Source organism: Lawsonibacter sp., from assembly GCF_022777125.1.
GTDB classification, from domain to species: Bacteria; Bacillota; Clostridia; order Oscillospirales; family Oscillospiraceae; genus Lawsonibacter_A; species Lawsonibacter_A hominis.
In genome coordinates this window covers 1-17807 of the sequence record NZ_JALFGV010000042.1, presented here as the reverse complement: position 1 = coordinate 17807, position 17807 = coordinate 1, and the positions used below count along the sequence as shown (strand labels likewise).

Below are 17807 nucleotides of genomic sequence, written 5' to 3'. Positions count from 1 at the left end.
GCTTGCCGTCGGCGAGGGCATCGACAATACGCTGCGGCTCTGAGGGGGAACATCCCTCACACGCAAGCCCCCAGGAACTTGCGGCGCCAGGGATAAGCGTGTGATAGGAGCCGGATTTACTGGCCCAGTAGCCATTTTCATACGCCCATTGCGCCATGTGCGGAGGATCTATGGTCTCCGAGGTCAGACTGGAAACCACAATCGACATCGAAGTCGGGCCACAGGCATAGCCGCCAATGTCGTCTGTGCCATACGGCAGGTTCTTCCAGCGTTCATCAAGCTGATTGTAGTAGACGACCTGCGTTTCCCCATCTGTGAAGACGACGCCTTCGTATGACAAACCGTCAGCAGAGAATTCAGTGGAAGACAGCACCTGATAACTGCCATCACCCAGAAAAACAGAAAGGTTCTGGGCATAGTCATTGGAGAGCGCTTTTTGTTCTTCACTGAGATGGAAGATTTCATCTGAAAAATAACTCTCACCATTGTAGGTGATGGTGTAGACCCGGACAGTTATAGTTTCAGTGGTCGCTTCGCCGGTTTCAGGGTCAGGCTCGCCTTCAACCTCTCTGGATTCATCCTGGTAGGTGAAGGCGTATAGTTTATCCAGGTGCGTGTTCAGCAGGCTCTCAAGATCCGATTGTGAAATGGATTCCACATCCGTATCCTTGCTTGCACAGTACATAGCAATAAAAGCATTGGCATTAAACACGACATCTGCTCCATAGGGGTTATTGACCTCTTTTTGATCACAGCCGGAATCTGCAAAGTTGGCATCAATCCTGTTCAGCACGTCTGTTAACCCTTCGGAAAGGATGGAACTGATGCCAGCGTTCAGGTCAACCATATTCTGCGTCAGCACAGCATCGTCGGTAATCCCGCTTGGCGTTTCCGTTCCTGTACCGAACAGGGATCCGAAGATGATAACAGGCAGCATTGCCACAATTAAAATTGGAAGCAGGAGCAGGCCTACGAGGATCCCAATCCATTTTTTGGAGTGTTTGACAGCAGCAAGGGCTGCCCCGTGCGCTCCGCCGGTGGCAGCCCCTTTCGCTATGTCGGATACCGCTTTGCCTGTTTTAGCCGCTGCTTTTACAGAGGCGCCTGCAGACTCACCTTGTGTTCGTTGTTCTTCAGGCATCAGACACGATCCTTTCTTTTCGGAATTTGCGGCAGCTGGTCAACAATTTGTTCGTTATAGCCGATCTTCCCGGACTCTTCCTTGTACGGAGTCCGCTGGACGGTAGGCTGAGCATACTGCTTGTACCAGCTTTCGCCATCGACCGTCTGCACAGTTTCATAGGGGCCGGTGGGAGCCATGTACTGATTTGCGTTGCACATAGCAAATTGCCGCTCTGTACCGCCGGCAGGTGTTTCATAACCCGTGATTCTGCCTCCGCCAATTTCCACATCGCGGAAGGTCGGAGGTTCAGTAGGAATGGGGCCTGTCTCGGGTACTGAGCCAGTCGAAGCATAGGGGCTACCGACATCCACATCGGAATCACCCAAAATCGGAGGCTTGCCAGGAACACATCCGCCGTTTCCTTCTTGGGGCACTTGCGCACCTGCGGCGGCGCCGCCAGTAAGCGTCACGGTATCCTGATCTTCTCCGTCCATTGCGGAAACAACTTCATTTCCAACAACCGCTCCGGCAGCAGTCGATACAGGGTCGCCTGCGCCAACCGGAGCACCCGAATAGCCGAGATAACTTGTAAGTGCCTGAGCAGCTTTCTCTCCTTTAATGGAGCCGACAGAGGAGATATCTCCCGTAGCTACTGCGCCAATGACACTGTTGGCAAATTTGCCACCCGATGCCATGCTGGAACCAAACATCGCCCCGCCGATTACACTTCCAACGCCTCCGGCTGTTCCCGTTGCGCTGCTTGCTGCGGCATTGCCTGCCGCACGTTTTGCAACTGCAAGCAGACCACCTCCGGAACCGGAGAAAGCCTGCCCTGCGGCTTGGTGAGTGGTGCTTGAACCAGAAGCATGATTCCTATTGAAAATGTTGCCCACCGCTCCGCCAAGTCCGCCGACTGCTGAGCCAACAGCCCTGCCGGCAATGAGCAGTTCACCCAGCATACTTCCACCGGTTCGGCCGACATTGATCCCAAGTGCAGCCAGAAAGCTGTCTATCTTCTGACTGATTTTCAGGAATGCCACAGCACACAAAAACCAGATAAAAATATTGCCGGCCACCGCTTCATTGCTGGATTCCGCAATGGCACTTTCTACCTCAGATTCCTCCAGGGCCAATGCCGGCGTGCAGCACATAAGCAGCAACATCAGGACAGCAATTCCTGTTGTCCAAGTTCTCTTGCGCATTGTTACCTCCTATTCTCAGAGGGAGAGCGGATTGGCAATAAAGCCTCCGACCATGGATACAAACAGGCGAAGACACCATGCATTCATCACCAGGAGAAACAGTTGGCCGCCGAGCATTCTCCCCCATGCGCTGAAGATATTGGAAGTACTCTCTGATGCTCCTGTCGCAAACGCCATGGGTGCAGTATAGATCAGGACGCCGACCATGATATACCGTTCCGCCGCCTCAAATAGAAGTTTGATGTAGTTCCACGCCACAATAATTGTGAGAATCAACACGATAAGGCTAACAGATCCGGAGGCCAGTGCGCCGACAATGACCGTCAGCACGCTGGCGAAACTCGCAAACTCAATCGGTGGAAGCGATGCATCCACGATCCAGGAGTACGGGGTACCGGCAATGGTCAGAATCAACGCCATGATCTGATCTGAATAATACGCCAGGAGTATAAATAGGACTGACCGAAGGAGCAATTTACCGGGATCCTCCGCACTGAGGCCGATACCTGCTCCATAGTTTTTGAACAGCTGCCAAACCAGGTTGAGGAGAATAAAGCCAATGGCAATCGCCACAAATATCTCGTACATGGTCTCTGCAGCCGGGAAATATCGGATGAATACGGACATATCGCAGCCTAATGCACCCAGAACTGATCCGGTGATCAGATCGAGTATATTCATGACCTGTTCAGCGATCCATCCGACAATACTATCAAGAATGCCCATCTGAACACCTCCAGATAGTGGTTATCCCTCAAAATCCTTCAGATAATCCGGATTCAAGGGGATGATACTGGCAGCGGTGAGACAAAGGGCGATTCCCGCTACGATGCCGCCAATAAGGTAAACGATGTTCTTCTTCATGTGTTGCTCCTTTCCCTTCGTGTTGTTTTCAGCTGGGTGTCCACGTGCCGCCGGAGAAGAAGGGTGTGACATAGGCCATGATGAATCCCAAGCCGTTCAAAATGGCCCAAGTGATAATAATGCGCTTGAGCCAGGCACGAGACTCATCGACCGTACGCCCAGACTTGGAGAAATTCATGAGCAGCAGTGCGATGCTGGCCGTGACAATTGCGGCAATCGTCGAGATTCCGAGGATCTGGGTGTAGACATCCTGCATGATCTCACTTGCTTTCGACCAGATGGTTTCACCGGCGGCATGTGCCTGGAGGGGAGTCATGGCCAACGCTGTGGGGATCAAAAAGGCAGTATAGAGCATTCTGCCCTTGTCAATTCTCCGGATCTTCCCCCGAAGTTTCTGCCCAGCGAGTTTGATATTGCTGTGCATAGTGTTGTTTTCCTCCTTATGCATAATCTAAAAAATGCAACGAGCCCGAGGTGGAAGCATGACAGTGCGATCCGCTTTCTCCCCGGGCTCATTCCCAACAAAAAAACCGCCCGTGAAGGGCGGTAATGTCAGTATGCATTTTTCGACGATGAAATCATATCATAGAACAACTATAATAGCAATTCAAGAACAAAACAACTTTCCTACAAAAAAAGTCTAAGTCACTCAGGCAAGAATTGCTTGATGATTTCAATACAGTCTCTGGCTGTGTAACCCCAAAGAATCCGATCCAATGCGCGTATCGCTGCATTCAAGTAGTTGTGGTACGATGCGATCGACATGGGAAATCCCCTGGCGTCCAGCACTTGCAGGATGTCTTCACGCCGTTTGGGTTTGCTCTTGGTGAAGTAAGTCTCATAAAGGATCTGATACATGAGCTCCCCACGATCAGGATCTTGACGCACCGCTTCAAGTGCGGTGTTGATGATGTCCAACATGGTCTTGCTGCGGATAACGCTCTTGGTATGATTTTCAAGTTTTGTGTTGCTGAGGTCAATGCCGGCCAGTTCCGCATTGACCTCCAGGGTTGACAGTCTGGTACCGTGTTCCATTTCCATTCTCAGATTCAATTCAGATTCTGAAATGAAGACAGAATAGGCAACGCGGCGATATTGCTTCAGCAGAAACTTGGTGTTGTGGAAATTGTCCACTCGCTGTTTCGGGGCTGCTTTTCCCTCGAGTTTTTCCACACCAGTGTGCAGCGCTGTGGATATTTCGTCCTTCACAAGTTCCTTTTCGAGCCCTAACGCCGGACGCATAGGCCTTTTCTCTTTTGACGGCATAGTTTAGATTCCCTCCTTTGCTTTCCGGGGTTTAGGTGGTCCGCGATAAAGCCCTGCCTTTAGTTCAGATTCCTCCCAGTCTAAGGAACTGTAGAAGATTAAGGGAACCGGCCGAGCAAAAAAAGAACTGGGCGGTACCTGAAATACCTGAATTTTCAGGGTTCTCGCCCCAGGTGAGACGGCTTTTTCGCTTGGGACGCCAGTCTGGACATCTACCAGGATGTTCCGGTCAGATTCCAGTTGGCCAGTTGCCTTGGCGATGCCCAGGATCTCTCCTAGTTTTTGGATTTGCAGTTTTTCGCAATCTTCACCATAGATCATCTCGCGAAACCTGCATGGAGAAATAATAGAGCCGCGTGAACTGGAAAAGCTCACGCGGCTGATAAGTCCGGCCTCTTCGATTTTTAAGATGAATCGCCCGACTCTTGATTTCGACCATCCCCAACGCTTTGCAAGGTACGAATAGGATAACAGCGGTTTGCCTTTCATATTGGCGTAGTACACAACGGGCATATATTCAGATCCCTGGACGGTTTCATCGTTGAGAATGGTATGGAGCCATAAATCCATAATAGCGTCCAATTCACTGAATTGGACGCTGCCCTGTGCTTTACTGTGGCGGACGAGTTGCCGTCCAACAGGAAGTGGAAAGAAAAAGAACCCCGAGCCCTTATAGCTGTAGTAGTTATACTCCAGATGGACACAATGTCTTTTCCAATCACTAATGGTATAGCGCAGCACTTCAGTCTCTTCATCCAGAATTTCATACTCAAGGAATCCGGCATCTTGAAAATAATCCATCAGTTCACGAGCACCCGCCTTACTGTGCACGCGGAGAATGCGCGGCAGTGCGGATAATTTGCAGATCCATTGCCCAGGCCCTTCCAAATATCGCTGCATACCGATTTGCCGATAGTTTGAACGAAAGCAGGCATACGAATAGAGGGCCATCAGACTGAACAGATGTAAGGATCCTTCATTATGAAAATCCTTGTGATCATTGAAATAACGAAACCACTTCTTATGAACACGGGATTTTGGAAAACAAACCAGCTGTCTCTGCTGCATACACGCCATAAAATTCCCTCCTCTCTGAAAAAAGTGGATCTCAAGCTCCCTGGTCCTGGGAGTCGCAGGCATCTCAGCCTATACCCATTCTTGTGGGCTATCCGTCCCTCGGTTTGCGGCCTAGCCGGACGAGCGTACCATTGTTTTCCCATGTTGTCGTCGCTATGGGCTTGTCCTCGGCCCTTTGCACCTGCCACGGTGGCTCGAACATGGTGATGTCTTGAGATCGTATGCAATTTTCAAGGTACATCTGCGAGGAGTGAGAGAGGTTTGTTTGAGCCGGTATGTTACCCCCGGAATGTACCTCTCATAATGAATGGAGAAAAAGTGGGGGCTACCTTGCCCCCTTTTTCGAAAAAAAATAAAAGGCCATCTCAGCACTGTGAGATAGCCTTGGCATAATATGCGTTATATACGTTGTTATCTTCTGCCCTCCTCCGTAACACATACAAAGAACAACTACAAGGAGGGAGACCATGGCAAGAGCGAAAAAGCCACGATATGAGTATATCGAAAGCAAGCAGCTCTATCGAAAACGCCTGAAAGGGCGTGATGGCAAGACTGTTGCCTTGTACGGTAAAACGCCACAGGAGCTGTCCATCAAAATTGAGGAGTTTCAGGAGGATCTTCTCAACTATCAGGACAATCGTGAGAACCCTTATGTCGGCGACTATGCAGACTATTGGCTGGATCTGCAAGAAGGCCATCTGACCTATGGTGCCTACACAGATTATCAGAGTGTCATTAACCGACATATCAAGCCGCCCATGGAAGGGCTGCGTATGCGGGATGTAAAGCCCGACGACATCAAGCGCATGATGAAGCGGGTCACATCCTACAGCAAGTCCATCCATGACAAAACCTATATGCTCGCCAAGCAGATCTTTACCAACGCCTTTGAAAATGGGATGATCAACAGCAATCCATGTCCCAAGATGCACGCTGGCGGGCGCGATCCGGAGGAGAGACAAGCATTGACTGATGAACAGATGAAGACCTTACTGGATGCGGTAAAGGGCACTCGGGCATATGTGTTCTGCATGATTGGCCTTTATGCTGGTCTGCGCAGAGAGGAAATTCTTGGCCTTAAATGGGACTGTGTTTCTCTGGATAAGACCCCTTGCATTTATGTTAAGCGAGCTTGCCGGTTTGTCCATAATCGTCCCGTTGTCGAAGAGCGGCTGAAGACCAAAGCGAGTAAGCGGCGCATTCCCATTCCGCCCCAACTGGTGGAATGCCTGACTGAAGCAAAGAACAATTCCAAATCACCCTTTGTCATTGGGAATGAAGACGGCACTCCGTTGGCTGAATCGCAATTCCAACGCTTATGGAAGTACATCCAAAAACGCACTGTGGGAACAAGAACCTATAACCGATATGTAGACGGCAAGAAACTCACCTTCACCTTTGAGGCCGTCAAAGGTGAGCGAGCCCGCCATAATCCTGATGTCGTGTACACGATTGATTTTAAGGTGACCCCGCATATCCTTCGCCACACATACATCACAAACTTGTTGCTCAGGGGCGTGGATATCAAAACCGTCCAGTATCTTGCTGGGCATGAACGCGCAAAGATCACCCTTGATATCTATGCCCATCTCACATATAATCGACCTGAAGAGATTATTGAGAAGATCAATATGGCTTTTGCTCCTGGTGCAGTTACGGGGAATTGACAAGCTATCTAAGAAAAACCGAGAACTCGCCTATGATTCCTGTTGGGGTCCATAGGCGAGTCCTTTTTCATTAACGATCTGATAAATAGGTTCATGTATGCGCATCCAAAACATTCAATTATTACTCATATAAAAGTGATGCTGTTGATCAATGGATAATTTCGAAAAGCGCAGCACTATGAAAATAACCTCAATATTGAGGTTACAGTAGAGGTTATTTCAGAAATAAAGGCGAAAAAACCCAGTGTTTTCAATGGTTTCAAACGACAGACTACAAAAAGTACGGCCTCAAGGCCGCGCGGCGTGCGCCCCAGTTCTCCAAGCGCTGAGTCCACGTTTTCCGTTTCCGAAAATTGCCGCCCGATTCGGGCGGCAATTTTTTGTGTCTTTTGGGGCTGCCGCACCGGGCGGGCGCCCGCGCATGGCCTGCCGGCCCCCCGCGCCGCGAAGCGCCGCAATTTGCCGCATTTCAATTGCTTTTTTTGCATGACAGGTGTAGAATACCTTGTATTCTCTGCAAATCCTGGATTTAAGGAGGGCTTACGCCATGGACGAACGCGTAAGAGAGCTGCTGGAGCGGGTGCGCGAGACCGCCGTCACGGTAGGCGAGGCGGCCGGGACCACCGCGCGCTACGCCGGGAAATGCGCCGGTCAGATGGTCGATGTGGCCAAACTGAACATGCGCATCTTTGACCTGAACGGCGAAATCAACGACCTGCTCAAATCCATAGGCCGGATGGTGTACGACACCCATCGGGGGGCGGAGCCCGACGCCGCCTCCCTGGCCCCGCTTTTGAGCCAGATCGATGAAAAGCACGAGGCCATCGCCCAGCTCAAGCAGCGCATCCGTCTTTTGAAAAACGTCCGTTCCTGCCCGGACTGCGGGTGCGCCTGCGGCCGGGAGGACAAGTTCTGCAAGGCGTGCGGCCGCCCGTTGTGAGCAAAGCGCCGCGGTCAGGAGGACAGACGCAATGAATTACACATTTGAACAATACCGGCACAGCGCCGACTTTCTCCGCGCGCGCCTGGGCGGCTTTTCCCCCAAGATCGCCATGATCCTGGGTTCCGGCCTGGGTTATCTGGGCGACCTGGTGGAAGACGCGGCGGCGGTCCCCTACGGAGATATTCCGCACTTCAAGACCTCCACCGCCCCCGGGCATAAGGGCCGGCTGGTCTTCGGCACGCTGGAGGGCCAGCCGGTGGCCGTGATGCAGGGACGGATGCACCACTACGAGGGGTACTCCTACGAGGAGGTCGCCTATGCCGTGCGGGTGCTGCGGCTGCTGGGCTGCGATACTCTGATCGTGACCAACGCCGCCGGGTGCATCAACACCGCCTGGAAGGCCGGGGAGCTGATGCTCATTTCCGACCACATCAAATTCTTTCTGGAATCCCCGCTGCGCGGAGAGAACATCCCGGAATTCGGCGTGCGCTTCCCCGACGCGTCTCACCTGTACACCCCCGCCCTGCGCACGCTGGCCCGGGAGACCGCGGGCGAGCTGGGGATCGATCTGAAGGAAGGCGTGTATATGTATTTCCCCGGGCCCCAGTACGAGACCCCGGCGGAGATCCGTGCCGGGCGTATTTTAGGAGCCGACGCGGCGGGCATGTCCACCGCGCCGGAGGTCATCGCGGCGGGACACTGCGGCATGCGGGTGCTGGGCTTCACGCTGCTGTCCAACATGGCCGCCGGCATCCTGGACCAGCCGCTGACCGAACAGGAGGTGCTGGACGCCGCCGAGGCCTGCCGGGACAAGTTCTCCCGGCTGGTGCTGGCATGCCTGCGCAAGATCGACTGACATCATAAAAGGAGCATGAAATGGCTATACTCATCTATAATTGCACGGCCGTGCGCATGGACGAGGCCGGGACCGTGCTGCCCCACGCCTATGTTCTGGTGGAGGGCAGCAAGATCGTCTCCGTAGGCGACCAGCGGCCCCAGGGCTTTACCGGCCGCCAGATCGACGGGAAGGGCAACGTGCTGCTGCCGGGCCTGGTCAACTGCCACACCCATGTGCCCATGACCGCCATGCGCGGCTACGGCGACGGGCACGACCTTCAGGACTGGCTGCACCACTATATCTTTCCGGTGGAGGCCAGATGGGACGAGCGGGCCATCCGCTGCTGCACCGCCCTTGGCCTGGCGGAGATGATCGCCACCGGCACCACCTGCATCGCCGATATGTATATGTTTACCGACGCGGTGGCACAGGAAGTGGTATCCGCGGGGCTGAGCGCCAACCTGTCCTGCGGCGGGGTGCTCTTCGACCCCGTCTTCGACCCCAAGACCTGCCACGACTGCGTGGCCCAGGAGGCCCTGGCCCAGCGCTGGCACGGCTACGGAGACGGGCAGATCCGGTTTGACGCCTCCATCCATGCCGAGTATACGTCCCGGAGCGAGCTTTGGAAGTGGACGGCGGATTTTGCCAAGGCCAACGGCCTGGGCATGCATGTACACATTTCCGAGACCCGGAAGGAGCATGCCGAGTGCATTCAGCGCCACGGCAAGACCCCCGTGCAGACGCTGGACCGGTACGGCGTCTGGGACGTGCGGGGCATTGCCGCCCACTGCGTCTATACCACGGCGGAGGATTGGGCCATTCTGGCCGCCAAGGGAGTCTCCGCCGTCCACAACCCCTGCTCCAACCTGAAGCTGGGCAGCGGGATCGCCCCTGTGCCCGCCATGAAGGCGGCGGGCGTGAACGTGTGCCTGGGTACCGACGGCGTGTCCTCCAACAATAACCACGACATGTTCGAGGAGATGAAGCTGGCCGCCATCCTCCACAACGGTGCCGCCTGCGATCCCCTGGCCCTGGGAAGCTGGGATGCGCTGCGCATGGCCACCGTCAACGGCGCGGCGGCGCTGGGCCGAAAGACCGGGCGGATCGAACCCGGCTACGACGCCGACCTGATCCTGGTGGACTTCTCCCACCTGAACCTGTTCCCCTGCCATGACCCGGTTTCCAACCTGGTCTACGCCGCCCACGGCGGCGACGTGTGCATGAATATGGCCCGCGGCCGGGTCATATACAAGGATGGGGACTTCCTCACCATTGATCTCGAGCAAGTAAAGCGGGAAGTGGCAAACTATGCCGTGCCCCTGCTCTTCGGAACGAAATAAGGGGGACTGCCACTTGTCCAGCCAATCGAAAAAGAACACCTTTTATGGGGCGGCCGCTCTGCTGACTGTGACCACCATCGTGGTCAAGATCATCGGCGCCATCTACAAGATCCCGCTGACCGCCCTGCTGCCCGACGAGGCCTACGGCGATTTCGGCGCGGCATACAATATCTACAGCTTTTTTCTGACCATCTCCACGGCGGGGCTGCCCGTGGCCCTGTCCAAGACCGTATCCGAGTGCAACGCGCTGGGCCGGGAGAACCAGAAGGAGCGGGTCTTCCGGATGGCCTTCTGCGCCTTTTTGTTCATGGGCGTATTCAGCTTTATCTGCATGTCGGTATTCAGCCAGTTCGTGGCCACCCACGTCCTGCAAAATGAGAAGGCCGTCTATGCCGTACTGGCGCTGGCTCCGGCGGTGCTGTGCACCTGCATCTGTTCGGCCTTCCGGGGATACGCCCAGGGCCACATGAACATGGTGCCCACCGGCATCTCCCAGATCATCGAGGCCCTGTGCAAGCTGCTGCTGGGCCTGGGCCTGGCCCTGCTGATCCTCCGCTCCGCCATCCAGCCGGAGGATCTGCGCGACCGGCTCTCCGCTGCGGGCGCCCTGTTGGGCGTGTCCATCGGCAGCATCCTGTCGGTGATCTACCTCTTTTTCAACCACAGGCGGACCAGGCAGCGGCAGAAGACCGCCGCCGACGTACCGGAGCCGGGCAGCACGATCCTGGCCCGGCTGCTCAAACTGGCCATCCCCATCACCTTGAGCTCCTGTACCATGTCCCTGGTCACCCTCATCGACACCAACCTGGTCAACGGCCAGCTCCAGAACGTCTTTACCTCCATCCAGGGCGGCCTGTCCGGGATCTCCAACAGCTTTCTCGACATCTTCCCCAAGTCGGTGACGATCTTCCAGAACAATCTGACCGCCTGGCAGGAGGCTGCGGCGCTGAACCCGCTGACAGAGCTCAACCCCGTTCTGGATTCCACCCGCTCCCTCTACGGCGCCTATCAGAAAACCATGAGCATCTATAACCTGCCCTTTAACCTGATGGTGCCCTTCACCGCCTGTATCGTGCCCGGCATCTCGGCGTGCCTTGCCCGGCGGGACCGGCTGGGCGCCCAGCGGGTCACCGAATCCGCCATGCGCATCTCCGCCCTCATTGCCCTGCCCTGCGGCTTCGGCCTGTTCGCGCTGGGCGGCCCCATCATCCAGCTGCTGACCGTCGGCAACGTGGACGCCTCCATCGCCGGACCGCTGCTCTCGATCCTGGGCATTGCCTCCATCTTCGTGTGCATCCAGGTGGTGGCCGCCGCCATCCTGCAGGCCAACGGCATTGTGAATCTGCCCATTATCACCATGGTCATCGGCGGCGTCATCAAGCTGGCCACCAACTACACGCTGGTGGGCAACCCGAAGATCATGATCTTCGGCGCGCCGGTGGGCACGCTTTTGTGCTTTGCGGTGATCTCCATCCTCAATCTGGGCATCATCAAGCGGATGGTCCACCAGCCGCCCCGGTATACCAGGGTCTTCGTCAAGCCCTTCGTCGCCTCCGCCATCATGGCGGTCGCGGCCTGGGCCTGCCACGGGCTGTTCGCCCGTTTTCTCAGCGGCAGCTTCCTGAAAGACGCCATGGCCACGGGCGGCGCCATCCTGGCGGCCGTAGTGGTATATGCAATTTTAGTGCTGGCTTTGCGGGTCATCTCCAGAGAGGACCTGGAACTGATGCCCAAGGGTGAAAAAATCGCAAAAATTTTGCATATCCGTTGAGTTTTTTGGAAATATGGGTTGCAGGAGGCCTTGAAATATGGTAGATTTTCAGTATAAGGACGCTTATGGCGTCAAGGATCTGGAGGAGATCGTCCGCCTGCTCCGCGCCCCCGGCGGATGCCCATGGGATGCGGAACAGACACACGCCTCCATCCGCCGCAATTTCCTGGAGGAGGCCTACGAGGCCGTGGAGGCCATCGACGAGGGCAGCTCCGAACACCTTCAGGAAGAGCTGGGCGACGTGCTGCTCCAGGTGGCGCTTCATGCCCGTATGGAGCAGGAGGAGGGCCGCTTCGATCTGGACGGCGTGGCCGACGGCATCTGCAAAAAGCTGATCTACCGCCACCCGCATGTGTTCGGCGACGTGAGCGTATCCGGCACCGGCGAGGTTTTGTCCAACTGGGAGGCCCTCAAGCGCGTGGAAAAGGGCCAAGAGACCAACACCGACGCTCTGGAGGCGGTGGCCCGCTCTCTGCCCGCCCTGTGGCGTGCGGAAAAGGTGCAGAAAAAGGCGAAAAAGGCCGGTTTTGACTGGCCGGACATCTCCGGCGCGTTGGACAAGCTGTCTGAGGAGCTGGAGGAGCTGAAGGCCGCGGCGGCCCAAGGCACCAATGTGGAAGAGGAATTGGGAGACCTGCTTTTCTCCGCCGTGAACGTCTCCCGCTTTGTCAAGGCCGACCCGGAGCAGGCCCTGAACGCCGCCACCGACAAATTTATCTCCCGCTTCCGCAAGGTGGAAGCGCTGGCCGTCCGGGAAGGGCGAAGCATGGAAGGCATGACGCCGGACGAGCTGGACAAGCTGTGGGAGCGTGCCAAACGTACTTAAAAGCGGCAACGCTTTAAGTATATCAGCGGCGCATCCGCGCCGCAAAAACATAGGAGGAATAAGTACTATGAACAAGGCTGAATTGATCAATGCCGTCGCCGAGAAGGCCGGCCTGTCCAAGAAGGATACCGAGACCGTTGTGAACGCCACCATCGATGTGATCGCCGGCGCCCTGGCCGACGGCAACAAGGTGCAGCTGGTCGGCTTCGGCGCGTTCGAGGTCAAGAGCCGTGCCGAGCGCACCGGCCGCAACCCCAAGACCAAAGAGGAGATCAAGATCCCCGCCTCCAAGGTGCCCGTGTTCAAGCCCGGCAAGGCCCTGAAGGACACCGTCTCCAAGTAAAACAGGAGCGCCGAGCGCCCGGGACGCGAAAGGGCGCGCAGGGGGAACGTTTCTAAAATCCATGCGGCTCCGGGCTCTCCCGGGGCCGCGTCTTTTCCGGAGGCAGCTTATGCGATTGGACAAATGGCTCAAGGTCTCACGACTCATCAAGCGGCGTACGGTGGCCAACGAGGCCTGCGACAACGCCCGGGTAAGCGCCAATGGCCGCCCGGTCAAGGCCAGCTACGACGTGAAGCCCGGGGATGTGCTGGAACTGCGCTTTGGCGAACGCACCGTCCGGGTGGAGGTCCTGGCTGTGGACGAACACGCCAACAAGGCCGAGGCCCCCGCGCTGTACCGGGAATTGCTCTGACCCTGCGGCTCAAAAAGGCAGGCATTTTTGAGCCGCGATACAGCCCGGCGCGCACTCGCCGCGCTCATACGCTTGCGGGCCGAGCGGTGTTTCTTCCAAGGCGTATGTCCTTGGAAATGGTATTTCATCTTATTTCGCCGCCTGCGGGCGGCGAAATCCTGCCGGGGGCGCTGGCCCCATACCGGAACCCGTTCTCCTCTTGTATGGGTTTTGCGTTTTTCGGCAGACCGGGGCGGCACGGCCTTTCCGAAGGCTGCGCCGCCCTTTGTTGTATCCGCTCCTGCAACAAAAGCGCCCGTTGCCGGTAGCAACGGGAGGGACGCACCGCCCCCCCAAATACAGTCAGGAGGGAACGATATGAAACACATCAACTGGAGCGAGCTCACCCCCGTGTGCTACAGCATCGCAACACAGGAGGACAAGGACATCGGCGTGGCCGCCGACCTGCTTTTCCACAACATCCGCACGGGCATGGGCGTCCATGCCGGGTCCTATGCGCTGGGACCCGGGTACACCCCGGATTACAAGGCCCTCAAGGCCCTGTGGGATGCCTGCACCGAGGCGGAGCGTCAGGCCGTCAACACCGAATTCAACGCCTGGCTCCAGCGCATGAAGGAGCACTATCAGGAGCTGTGCCAGCTGTGGAGCGACGGGGACAAGAGCCTCAACCTGCGCTGCCGGATGATGACCGCTCTGGTGACGCCGGACACGGACGATGCTTAACAGCCGGGACATCGACGACCTGCGCGCGGACGTGGCGGCCAACTGCCGGGTCTGGATGCAGCTGTGCCGGGATGCGGGCCTTGCGGTCTGCATCACCGGCACGGTCCGGGACCGGGCGTACCAGGAATACTGCTACCAAAACGGGACCAGCAAAGGGCGCGTGCCTACCTTCCACGCTCAGGGCGTTGGGCTGGCCTTCGACTTCTGCAAAAACGTCAAGGGGCAGGAATACTCCGACCCGGCGTTTTTCCAGCGGGCCGGGGAGCTTGGGGAGCGGGTCGGCTTCGAATGGGGCGGGCGATGGAAGTCCTTTCCCGACCGCCCGCATCTGCAATGGAGCGGCGGCGGGAAATACACCGGCAGCATGATCCTGGCCGGGCGGTATCCGCCCGCCATGCCGCTGTACCGTGCCGCGGAGACCGCAGGGGAGGCCAAAGAGGAGGACGAGGATATGAAGCTGTACCACTGGTTTTCGGACATGCCGGACTGGGCGAGGGGGAGCGCGGAGAAGGCGTACCGCCGGGGCATCCTCCAGGCCGACGCGGACAGCGGAGCCGTGAACGTCTATGAGTGCAGCCTGCAGACCATCGTATGGCTGGACCGGCTGGGCCTGCTGGAGGCGGAACCCTCCGAAGCCCTTCTTTCATAAAACCTTCACGCTCCGTTCATATCTTGTTCACCAACCGCGCTCCAAAACGCGCTATGATAATCCCGTCAGGATGAAGCGACTGATCAACACACACACCACCCCTCCTCTCTCTTCTCTTTCCCTCTCAAACACCAGGAACGCGGGTCCGCCGGTTTTCGGCGGGCCCGCGTTCTGCATTTACCATAAGCGTACAAACTCTGCGCAAGATTTAATCTTCCCGTAACATCTTACGCTTTTTCCCTTAACATCTCCCGCGTATTCTATTCCTTGCAAGAGACAGTTTCTTTTTCATTTCATTGTATCCTCTTTCCTGAGAACGGGCCGGACGTCATGGAGCAGACGTCCGGCCCGTTCTGTTTGTACCCAGGGGGGTACGCTCATTGCGCCATTTGGATCCGCTTTCCCGTACAGCGCTCCAAAAAGGAGGCAAACGCCTCCGGGTCCCCGCTGAGGAAGCGGGACTTGTCCAGCACGAACCCCCGGCGGCGGTCCAGCATGATCACATAATGTCCCGCATCCCCGCAGATGGTACGGATCACGCCGCAGGTGCTGCGGGTGCTGCTCCGCCCGGTTCCCGTGGAGTAGCCGTGCGCGTCAAAGCAATCGCGTATGGTGACCGGCGTCTGATCCACCATGTGCCGTCCAAAACGATTGATATACTTCTCGTAAAAAAGGCGCTGCGGCGGGGCTTGTATCGTACCTCCTTTTCTGATACGATAACGTTCAGGCAACACCGCACAAGCATGCCGTGCCGCGCCGCACGGTGCATACCGATCAAGCGAGGGATCGCCCATGTATTATCTGGAAAGCACCAAGACAGACCCCAGCTGGAACCTGGCGCTGGAACAGTACGTGTTTGACGTGCTGGGCCCCCGGGACGACTGTTTCATGCTCTGGCAGAACGACAACACCATCGTGGTGGGCAAGCACCAGAACACGCTGGAGGAGATCAATACCGACTATGTGAAGGAGCACGGCGTGACGGTGGTACGCCGCCTGTCCGGCGGCGGAGCGGTCTATCACGATTTGGGAAACCTCAATTTTACCTTTGTGGCGGAGAACCGCTTCGGCAGTGAATTTGACTTTTCCACCTTCTGCCGGCCCGTGGTGGACGCGCTGCGCAGCCTCGGCGTTCCCGCGGAGATCAACGGCCGCAACGACATGACCATCGAGGGCAGGAAATTTTCCGGAAACGCGCAGTACATGAAGAAGGGCCGCATCATGCACCATGGAACCCTGATGTATGACTCCGACCTGGAGGCGGTCAGCCGGGCGCTGAACGTTAAGCCGGACAAGATTGAATCCAAAGGTCTGAAATCGGTGCGCAGCCGTGTGACCAACATCCGCCCTTATGTCACAGACCAGGCCCTGACGGTAGACGGCTTCCGGGAGATCCTGCGCCGCTCTATGTTCCGCGCTTATCCGCTGACCGCCTATGCTCTCACACCGGAGGACCTGGCCGCGGTCGAGCGCCTGCGGCGGGATGTGTACCGCCGCTGGGAATGGAATTATGGCGCCTCCCCCGCCTGCCGCATCCGCAAGGAGCGCCGGATGGAGGGCTGCGGCGTGATCCAGGTCCACATGGAGGTGGAGCACGGATGCATCGCCGCGCTGGCCTTTTTCGGGGACTACTTTTCCCTGGAAGACAGCGGTGCGCTGGTCCAGCGGCTGCTGGGGGTTGCGCTGGAAGAGGGCGCGCTCCGCGCCGCGCTGGACGGCTGCGCCATCGGGCGCTATTTCAGCCGCCTGGATCTGGACACCTTCCTTTCCATCCTCCTGCAATAAGGCTTCCCCCGCAGGCGCCCTGCGGCGGGCCGCCCCCCTGAAGACAGCCCAAACGCCCTGCGTGCGACAGGCCATATGCCGCTTGTGCCGCGGCAGGCAATTCCAGCTTTTTCTTTGCTGTACTATTTGTGAGTAATTTTTTGAAAATATAACCGATTTGTAACCGTTGCGATGTAACCTATACTCAACAAGAGAACACCGGGCCGCTGCAGCCCGGTATCAGCTTCAAATTTTCAGTTGAGAGGGGAACATCCCATGAACAAACGTTTTCAGAAAATTGCCGCCCTGTCCTGCGCAACCGCTCTGACCCTGTCCCTCCTGACTCCCTCCGCCCTGGCAAACGGGAACGGGAAAGGCAACGGAGAGGACAAGGGATCCACCGGGGCGGGTCAGACGGAGGTCCATATTCACGGCGTCAAGGACATTGCCGACAACAAGGACGAAGTGACCATCACCGTGGGCGACAAGTCTTATACCGGCGTCTTGAAGGGTGACAAACTTACCATTGAGATGGGCAGCACCGACAACGGCTTCGATTTTGGCAAGGACGAGTCCCTGGAGATCGGATATAAGACTGCCAACGGAAGCGGTACGATCCTCATCAAACACCAAGAGGGCAACGGCGCCAACATTGGAACGGAACACGATAAGGGCCTGAACAACTTCAAGGGTGAAGTCAAGCCCAATCCAGTCCCCTCCACCCAGCCCTCTGCTGAGCCTTCCGCCGAGCCCTCCGCTGTGCCTTCTGCTCAGCCCTCCGCCGAGCCTTCCGCCGAGCCTTCCGCCGAGCCCTCCGCTCAGCCCTCCGCCGAGCCTTCCGCTCAGCCCTCCGCTGAGCCTTCCGCTCAGCCTTCCGCTCAGCCCTCCGCCGAGCCCTCCTCTGAGCCGTCCGCTCAGCCTTCCGCTGAGCCCTCCTCCGAGCCTTCCGCCGAGCCCTCCACAGAGCCTTCCGCCGAGCCCTCCTCCGAGCCTTCCACCGAGCCTTCCGCTGAGCCCTCCACCGAGCCTTCCGCTGAGCCCTCCACCGAGCCTTCCGCC

19 protein-coding genes are annotated in these 17807 nt (G+C 57.0%); 12 read left to right on the top strand and 7 right to left on the bottom strand.

The features are described from left to right. From MR825_RS03735 to MR825_RS03710, 6 genes are all read right to left on the bottom strand, one after another. The coding region (locus tag MR825_RS03735; protein ID WP_287878968.1) for a C39 family peptidase at positions 1-1141 on the bottom strand (1141 nt) is incomplete at its 3' end. Continuing rightward, positions 1141-2325, bottom strand: a complete 1185-nt coding sequence (locus MR825_RS03730) for a hypothetical protein (protein ID WP_287878966.1) — start codon at positions 2323-2325, stop codon at positions 1141-1143. The genes MR825_RS03735 and MR825_RS03730, both read right to left, overlap by 1 nt. 15 nt (positions 2326-2340) lie before the next feature. Then, on the bottom strand, positions 2341-3051 hold the full coding sequence (locus MR825_RS03725; RefSeq protein ID WP_033117421.1) for a hypothetical protein: 711 nt from the start codon (positions 3049-3051) through the stop codon (positions 2341-2343). Positions 3052-3217: 166 nt separating this feature from the next. Further along, positions 3218-3613: a hypothetical protein gene (locus MR825_RS03720; protein ID WP_052082623.1), complete on the bottom strand. Its 396-nt coding sequence runs from the start codon at positions 3611-3613 to the stop codon at positions 3218-3220. A gap of 221 nt (positions 3614-3834) precedes the next feature. Then, positions 3835-4455: a hypothetical protein gene (locus MR825_RS03715; protein WP_287878959.1), complete on the bottom strand. Its 621-nt coding sequence runs from the start codon at positions 4453-4455 to the stop codon at positions 3835-3837. Between the two features lie 3 nt (positions 4456-4458). Continuing rightward, complete coding sequence (locus MR825_RS03710; protein WP_287878957.1) at positions 4459-5532, bottom strand: hypothetical protein; 1074 nt, start codon at positions 5530-5532, stop codon at positions 4459-4461. 467 nt (positions 5533-5999) lie between these two features. Between MR825_RS03710 and MR825_RS03705 the strand changes: the two genes are divergently transcribed. From MR825_RS03705 to MR825_RS03660, 10 genes are all read left to right on the top strand, one after another. After that, on the top strand, positions 6000-7199 hold the full coding sequence (locus MR825_RS03705; protein WP_287878955.1) for a tyrosine-type recombinase/integrase: 1200 nt from the start codon (positions 6000-6002) through the stop codon (positions 7197-7199). 547 nt (positions 7200-7746) lie between these two features. Next, the gene (locus MR825_RS03700; protein WP_186906679.1) at positions 7747-8139 is read left to right on the top strand and encodes a zinc ribbon domain-containing protein; all 393 of its coding nucleotides are present in this window, start codon (positions 7747-7749) and stop codon (positions 8137-8139) included. Between the two features lie 31 nt (positions 8140-8170). Beyond that, entirely contained in the window at positions 8171-8998 is an 828-nt protein-coding gene (locus MR825_RS03695; protein ID WP_186906678.1) for a purine-nucleoside phosphorylase, read from the top strand. A gap of 20 nt (positions 8999-9018) precedes the next feature. Continuing rightward, positions 9019-10320, top strand: a complete 1302-nt coding sequence (locus MR825_RS03690; RefSeq protein ID WP_186906677.1) for an amidohydrolase family protein — start codon at positions 9019-9021, stop codon at positions 10318-10320. Positions 10321-10333: 13 nt separating this feature from the next. Continuing rightward, entirely contained in the window at positions 10334-12091 is a 1758-nt protein-coding gene (locus tag MR825_RS03685; protein WP_186906676.1) for a putative polysaccharide biosynthesis protein, read from the top strand. Positions 12092-12128: 37 nt separating this feature from the next. Next, a complete protein-coding gene (mazG, locus tag MR825_RS03680; protein WP_186906675.1) occupies positions 12129-12917 on the top strand; it encodes a nucleoside triphosphate pyrophosphohydrolase in 789 nt (262 codons plus the stop codon). A 67-nt stretch (positions 12918-12984) separates the two neighbouring features. Next, positions 12985-13260: an HU family DNA-binding protein gene (locus MR825_RS03675; RefSeq protein WP_287878952.1), complete on the top strand. Its 276-nt coding sequence runs from the start codon at positions 12985-12987 to the stop codon at positions 13258-13260. A 109-nt stretch (positions 13261-13369) separates the two neighbouring features. Continuing rightward, entirely contained in the window at positions 13370-13612 is a 243-nt protein-coding gene (locus MR825_RS03670) for an RNA-binding S4 domain-containing protein (RefSeq protein WP_186906673.1), read from the top strand. A gap of 357 nt (positions 13613-13969) precedes the next feature. Continuing rightward, positions 13970-14335 carry a hypothetical protein gene (locus MR825_RS03665; protein WP_186906672.1) on the top strand — a complete coding sequence of 122 codons (366 nt, stop codon included), beginning with the start codon at positions 13970-13972 and terminating at the stop codon, positions 14333-14335. Further along, on the top strand, positions 14328-14984 hold the full coding sequence (locus MR825_RS03660) for a M15 family metallopeptidase (RefSeq protein WP_287878951.1): 657 nt from the start codon (positions 14328-14330) through the stop codon (positions 14982-14984). The genes MR825_RS03665 and MR825_RS03660 overlap by 8 nt, the downstream gene beginning before the upstream one ends. Before the next feature lie 377 nt (positions 14985-15361). Here the strand turns inward: MR825_RS03660 and MR825_RS03655 are convergent, their stop codons facing one another. After that, entirely contained in the window at positions 15362-15619 is a 258-nt protein-coding gene (locus MR825_RS03655) for a YcxB family protein (RefSeq protein ID WP_186906670.1), read from the bottom strand. Positions 15620-15776: 157 nt separating this feature from the next. Between MR825_RS03655 and MR825_RS03650 the strand changes: the two genes are divergently transcribed. Continuing rightward, a complete protein-coding gene (locus MR825_RS03650; protein ID WP_287878948.1) occupies positions 15777-16769 on the top strand; it encodes a lipoate--protein ligase in 993 nt (330 codons plus the stop codon). A 255-nt stretch (positions 16770-17024) separates the two neighbouring features. After that, a partial coding sequence (locus MR825_RS03645) for a hypothetical protein (RefSeq protein ID WP_287878946.1) occupies positions 17025-17807 on the top strand: 783 nt, incomplete at its 3' end.

Coding starts and splice junctions, on each gene's coding strand:
- MR825_RS03650 (WP_287878948.1), top strand. CDS start 15,777: ATGTATTATCTGGAAAGCACCAAGACAGACCCCAGCTGGAACCTGGCG.
- MR825_RS03715 (WP_287878959.1), bottom strand. CDS start 4,455: ATGCCGTCAAAAGAGAAAAGGCCTATGCGTCCGGCGTTAGGGCTCGAA.
- MR825_RS03695 (WP_186906678.1), top strand. CDS start 8,171: ATGAATTACACATTTGAACAATACCGGCACAGCGCCGACTTTCTCCGC.
- MR825_RS03660 (WP_287878951.1), top strand. CDS start 14,328: ATGCTTAACAGCCGGGACATCGACGACCTGCGCGCGGACGTGGCGGCC.
- mazG (WP_186906675.1), top strand. CDS start 12,129: ATGGTAGATTTTCAGTATAAGGACGCTTATGGCGTCAAGGATCTGGAG.
- MR825_RS03725 (WP_033117421.1), bottom strand. CDS start 3,051: ATGGGCATTCTTGATAGTATTGTCGGATGGATCGCTGAACAGGTCATG.
- MR825_RS03675 (WP_287878952.1), top strand. CDS start 12,985: ATGAACAAGGCTGAATTGATCAATGCCGTCGCCGAGAAGGCCGGCCTG.
- MR825_RS03690 (WP_186906677.1), top strand. CDS start 9,019: ATGGCTATACTCATCTATAATTGCACGGCCGTGCGCATGGACGAGGCC.
- MR825_RS03670 (WP_186906673.1), top strand. CDS start 13,370: ATGCGATTGGACAAATGGCTCAAGGTCTCACGACTCATCAAGCGGCGT.
- MR825_RS03700 (WP_186906679.1), top strand. CDS start 7,747: ATGGACGAACGCGTAAGAGAGCTGCTGGAGCGGGTGCGCGAGACCGCC.
- MR825_RS03720 (WP_052082623.1), bottom strand. CDS start 3,613: ATGCACAGCAATATCAAACTCGCTGGGCAGAAACTTCGGGGGAAGATC.
- MR825_RS03705 (WP_287878955.1), top strand. CDS start 6,000: ATGGCAAGAGCGAAAAAGCCACGATATGAGTATATCGAAAGCAAGCAG.
- MR825_RS03655 (WP_186906670.1), bottom strand. CDS start 15,619: ATGGTGGATCAGACGCCGGTCACCATACGCGATTGCTTTGACGCGCAC.
- MR825_RS03730 (WP_287878966.1), bottom strand. CDS start 2,325: ATGCGCAAGAGAACTTGGACAACAGGAATTGCTGTCCTGATGTTGCTG.
- MR825_RS03710 (WP_287878957.1), bottom strand. CDS start 5,532: ATGGCGTGTATGCAGCAGAGACAGCTGGTTTGTTTTCCAAAATCCCGT.
- MR825_RS03665 (WP_186906672.1), top strand. CDS start 13,970: ATGAAACACATCAACTGGAGCGAGCTCACCCCCGTGTGCTACAGCATC.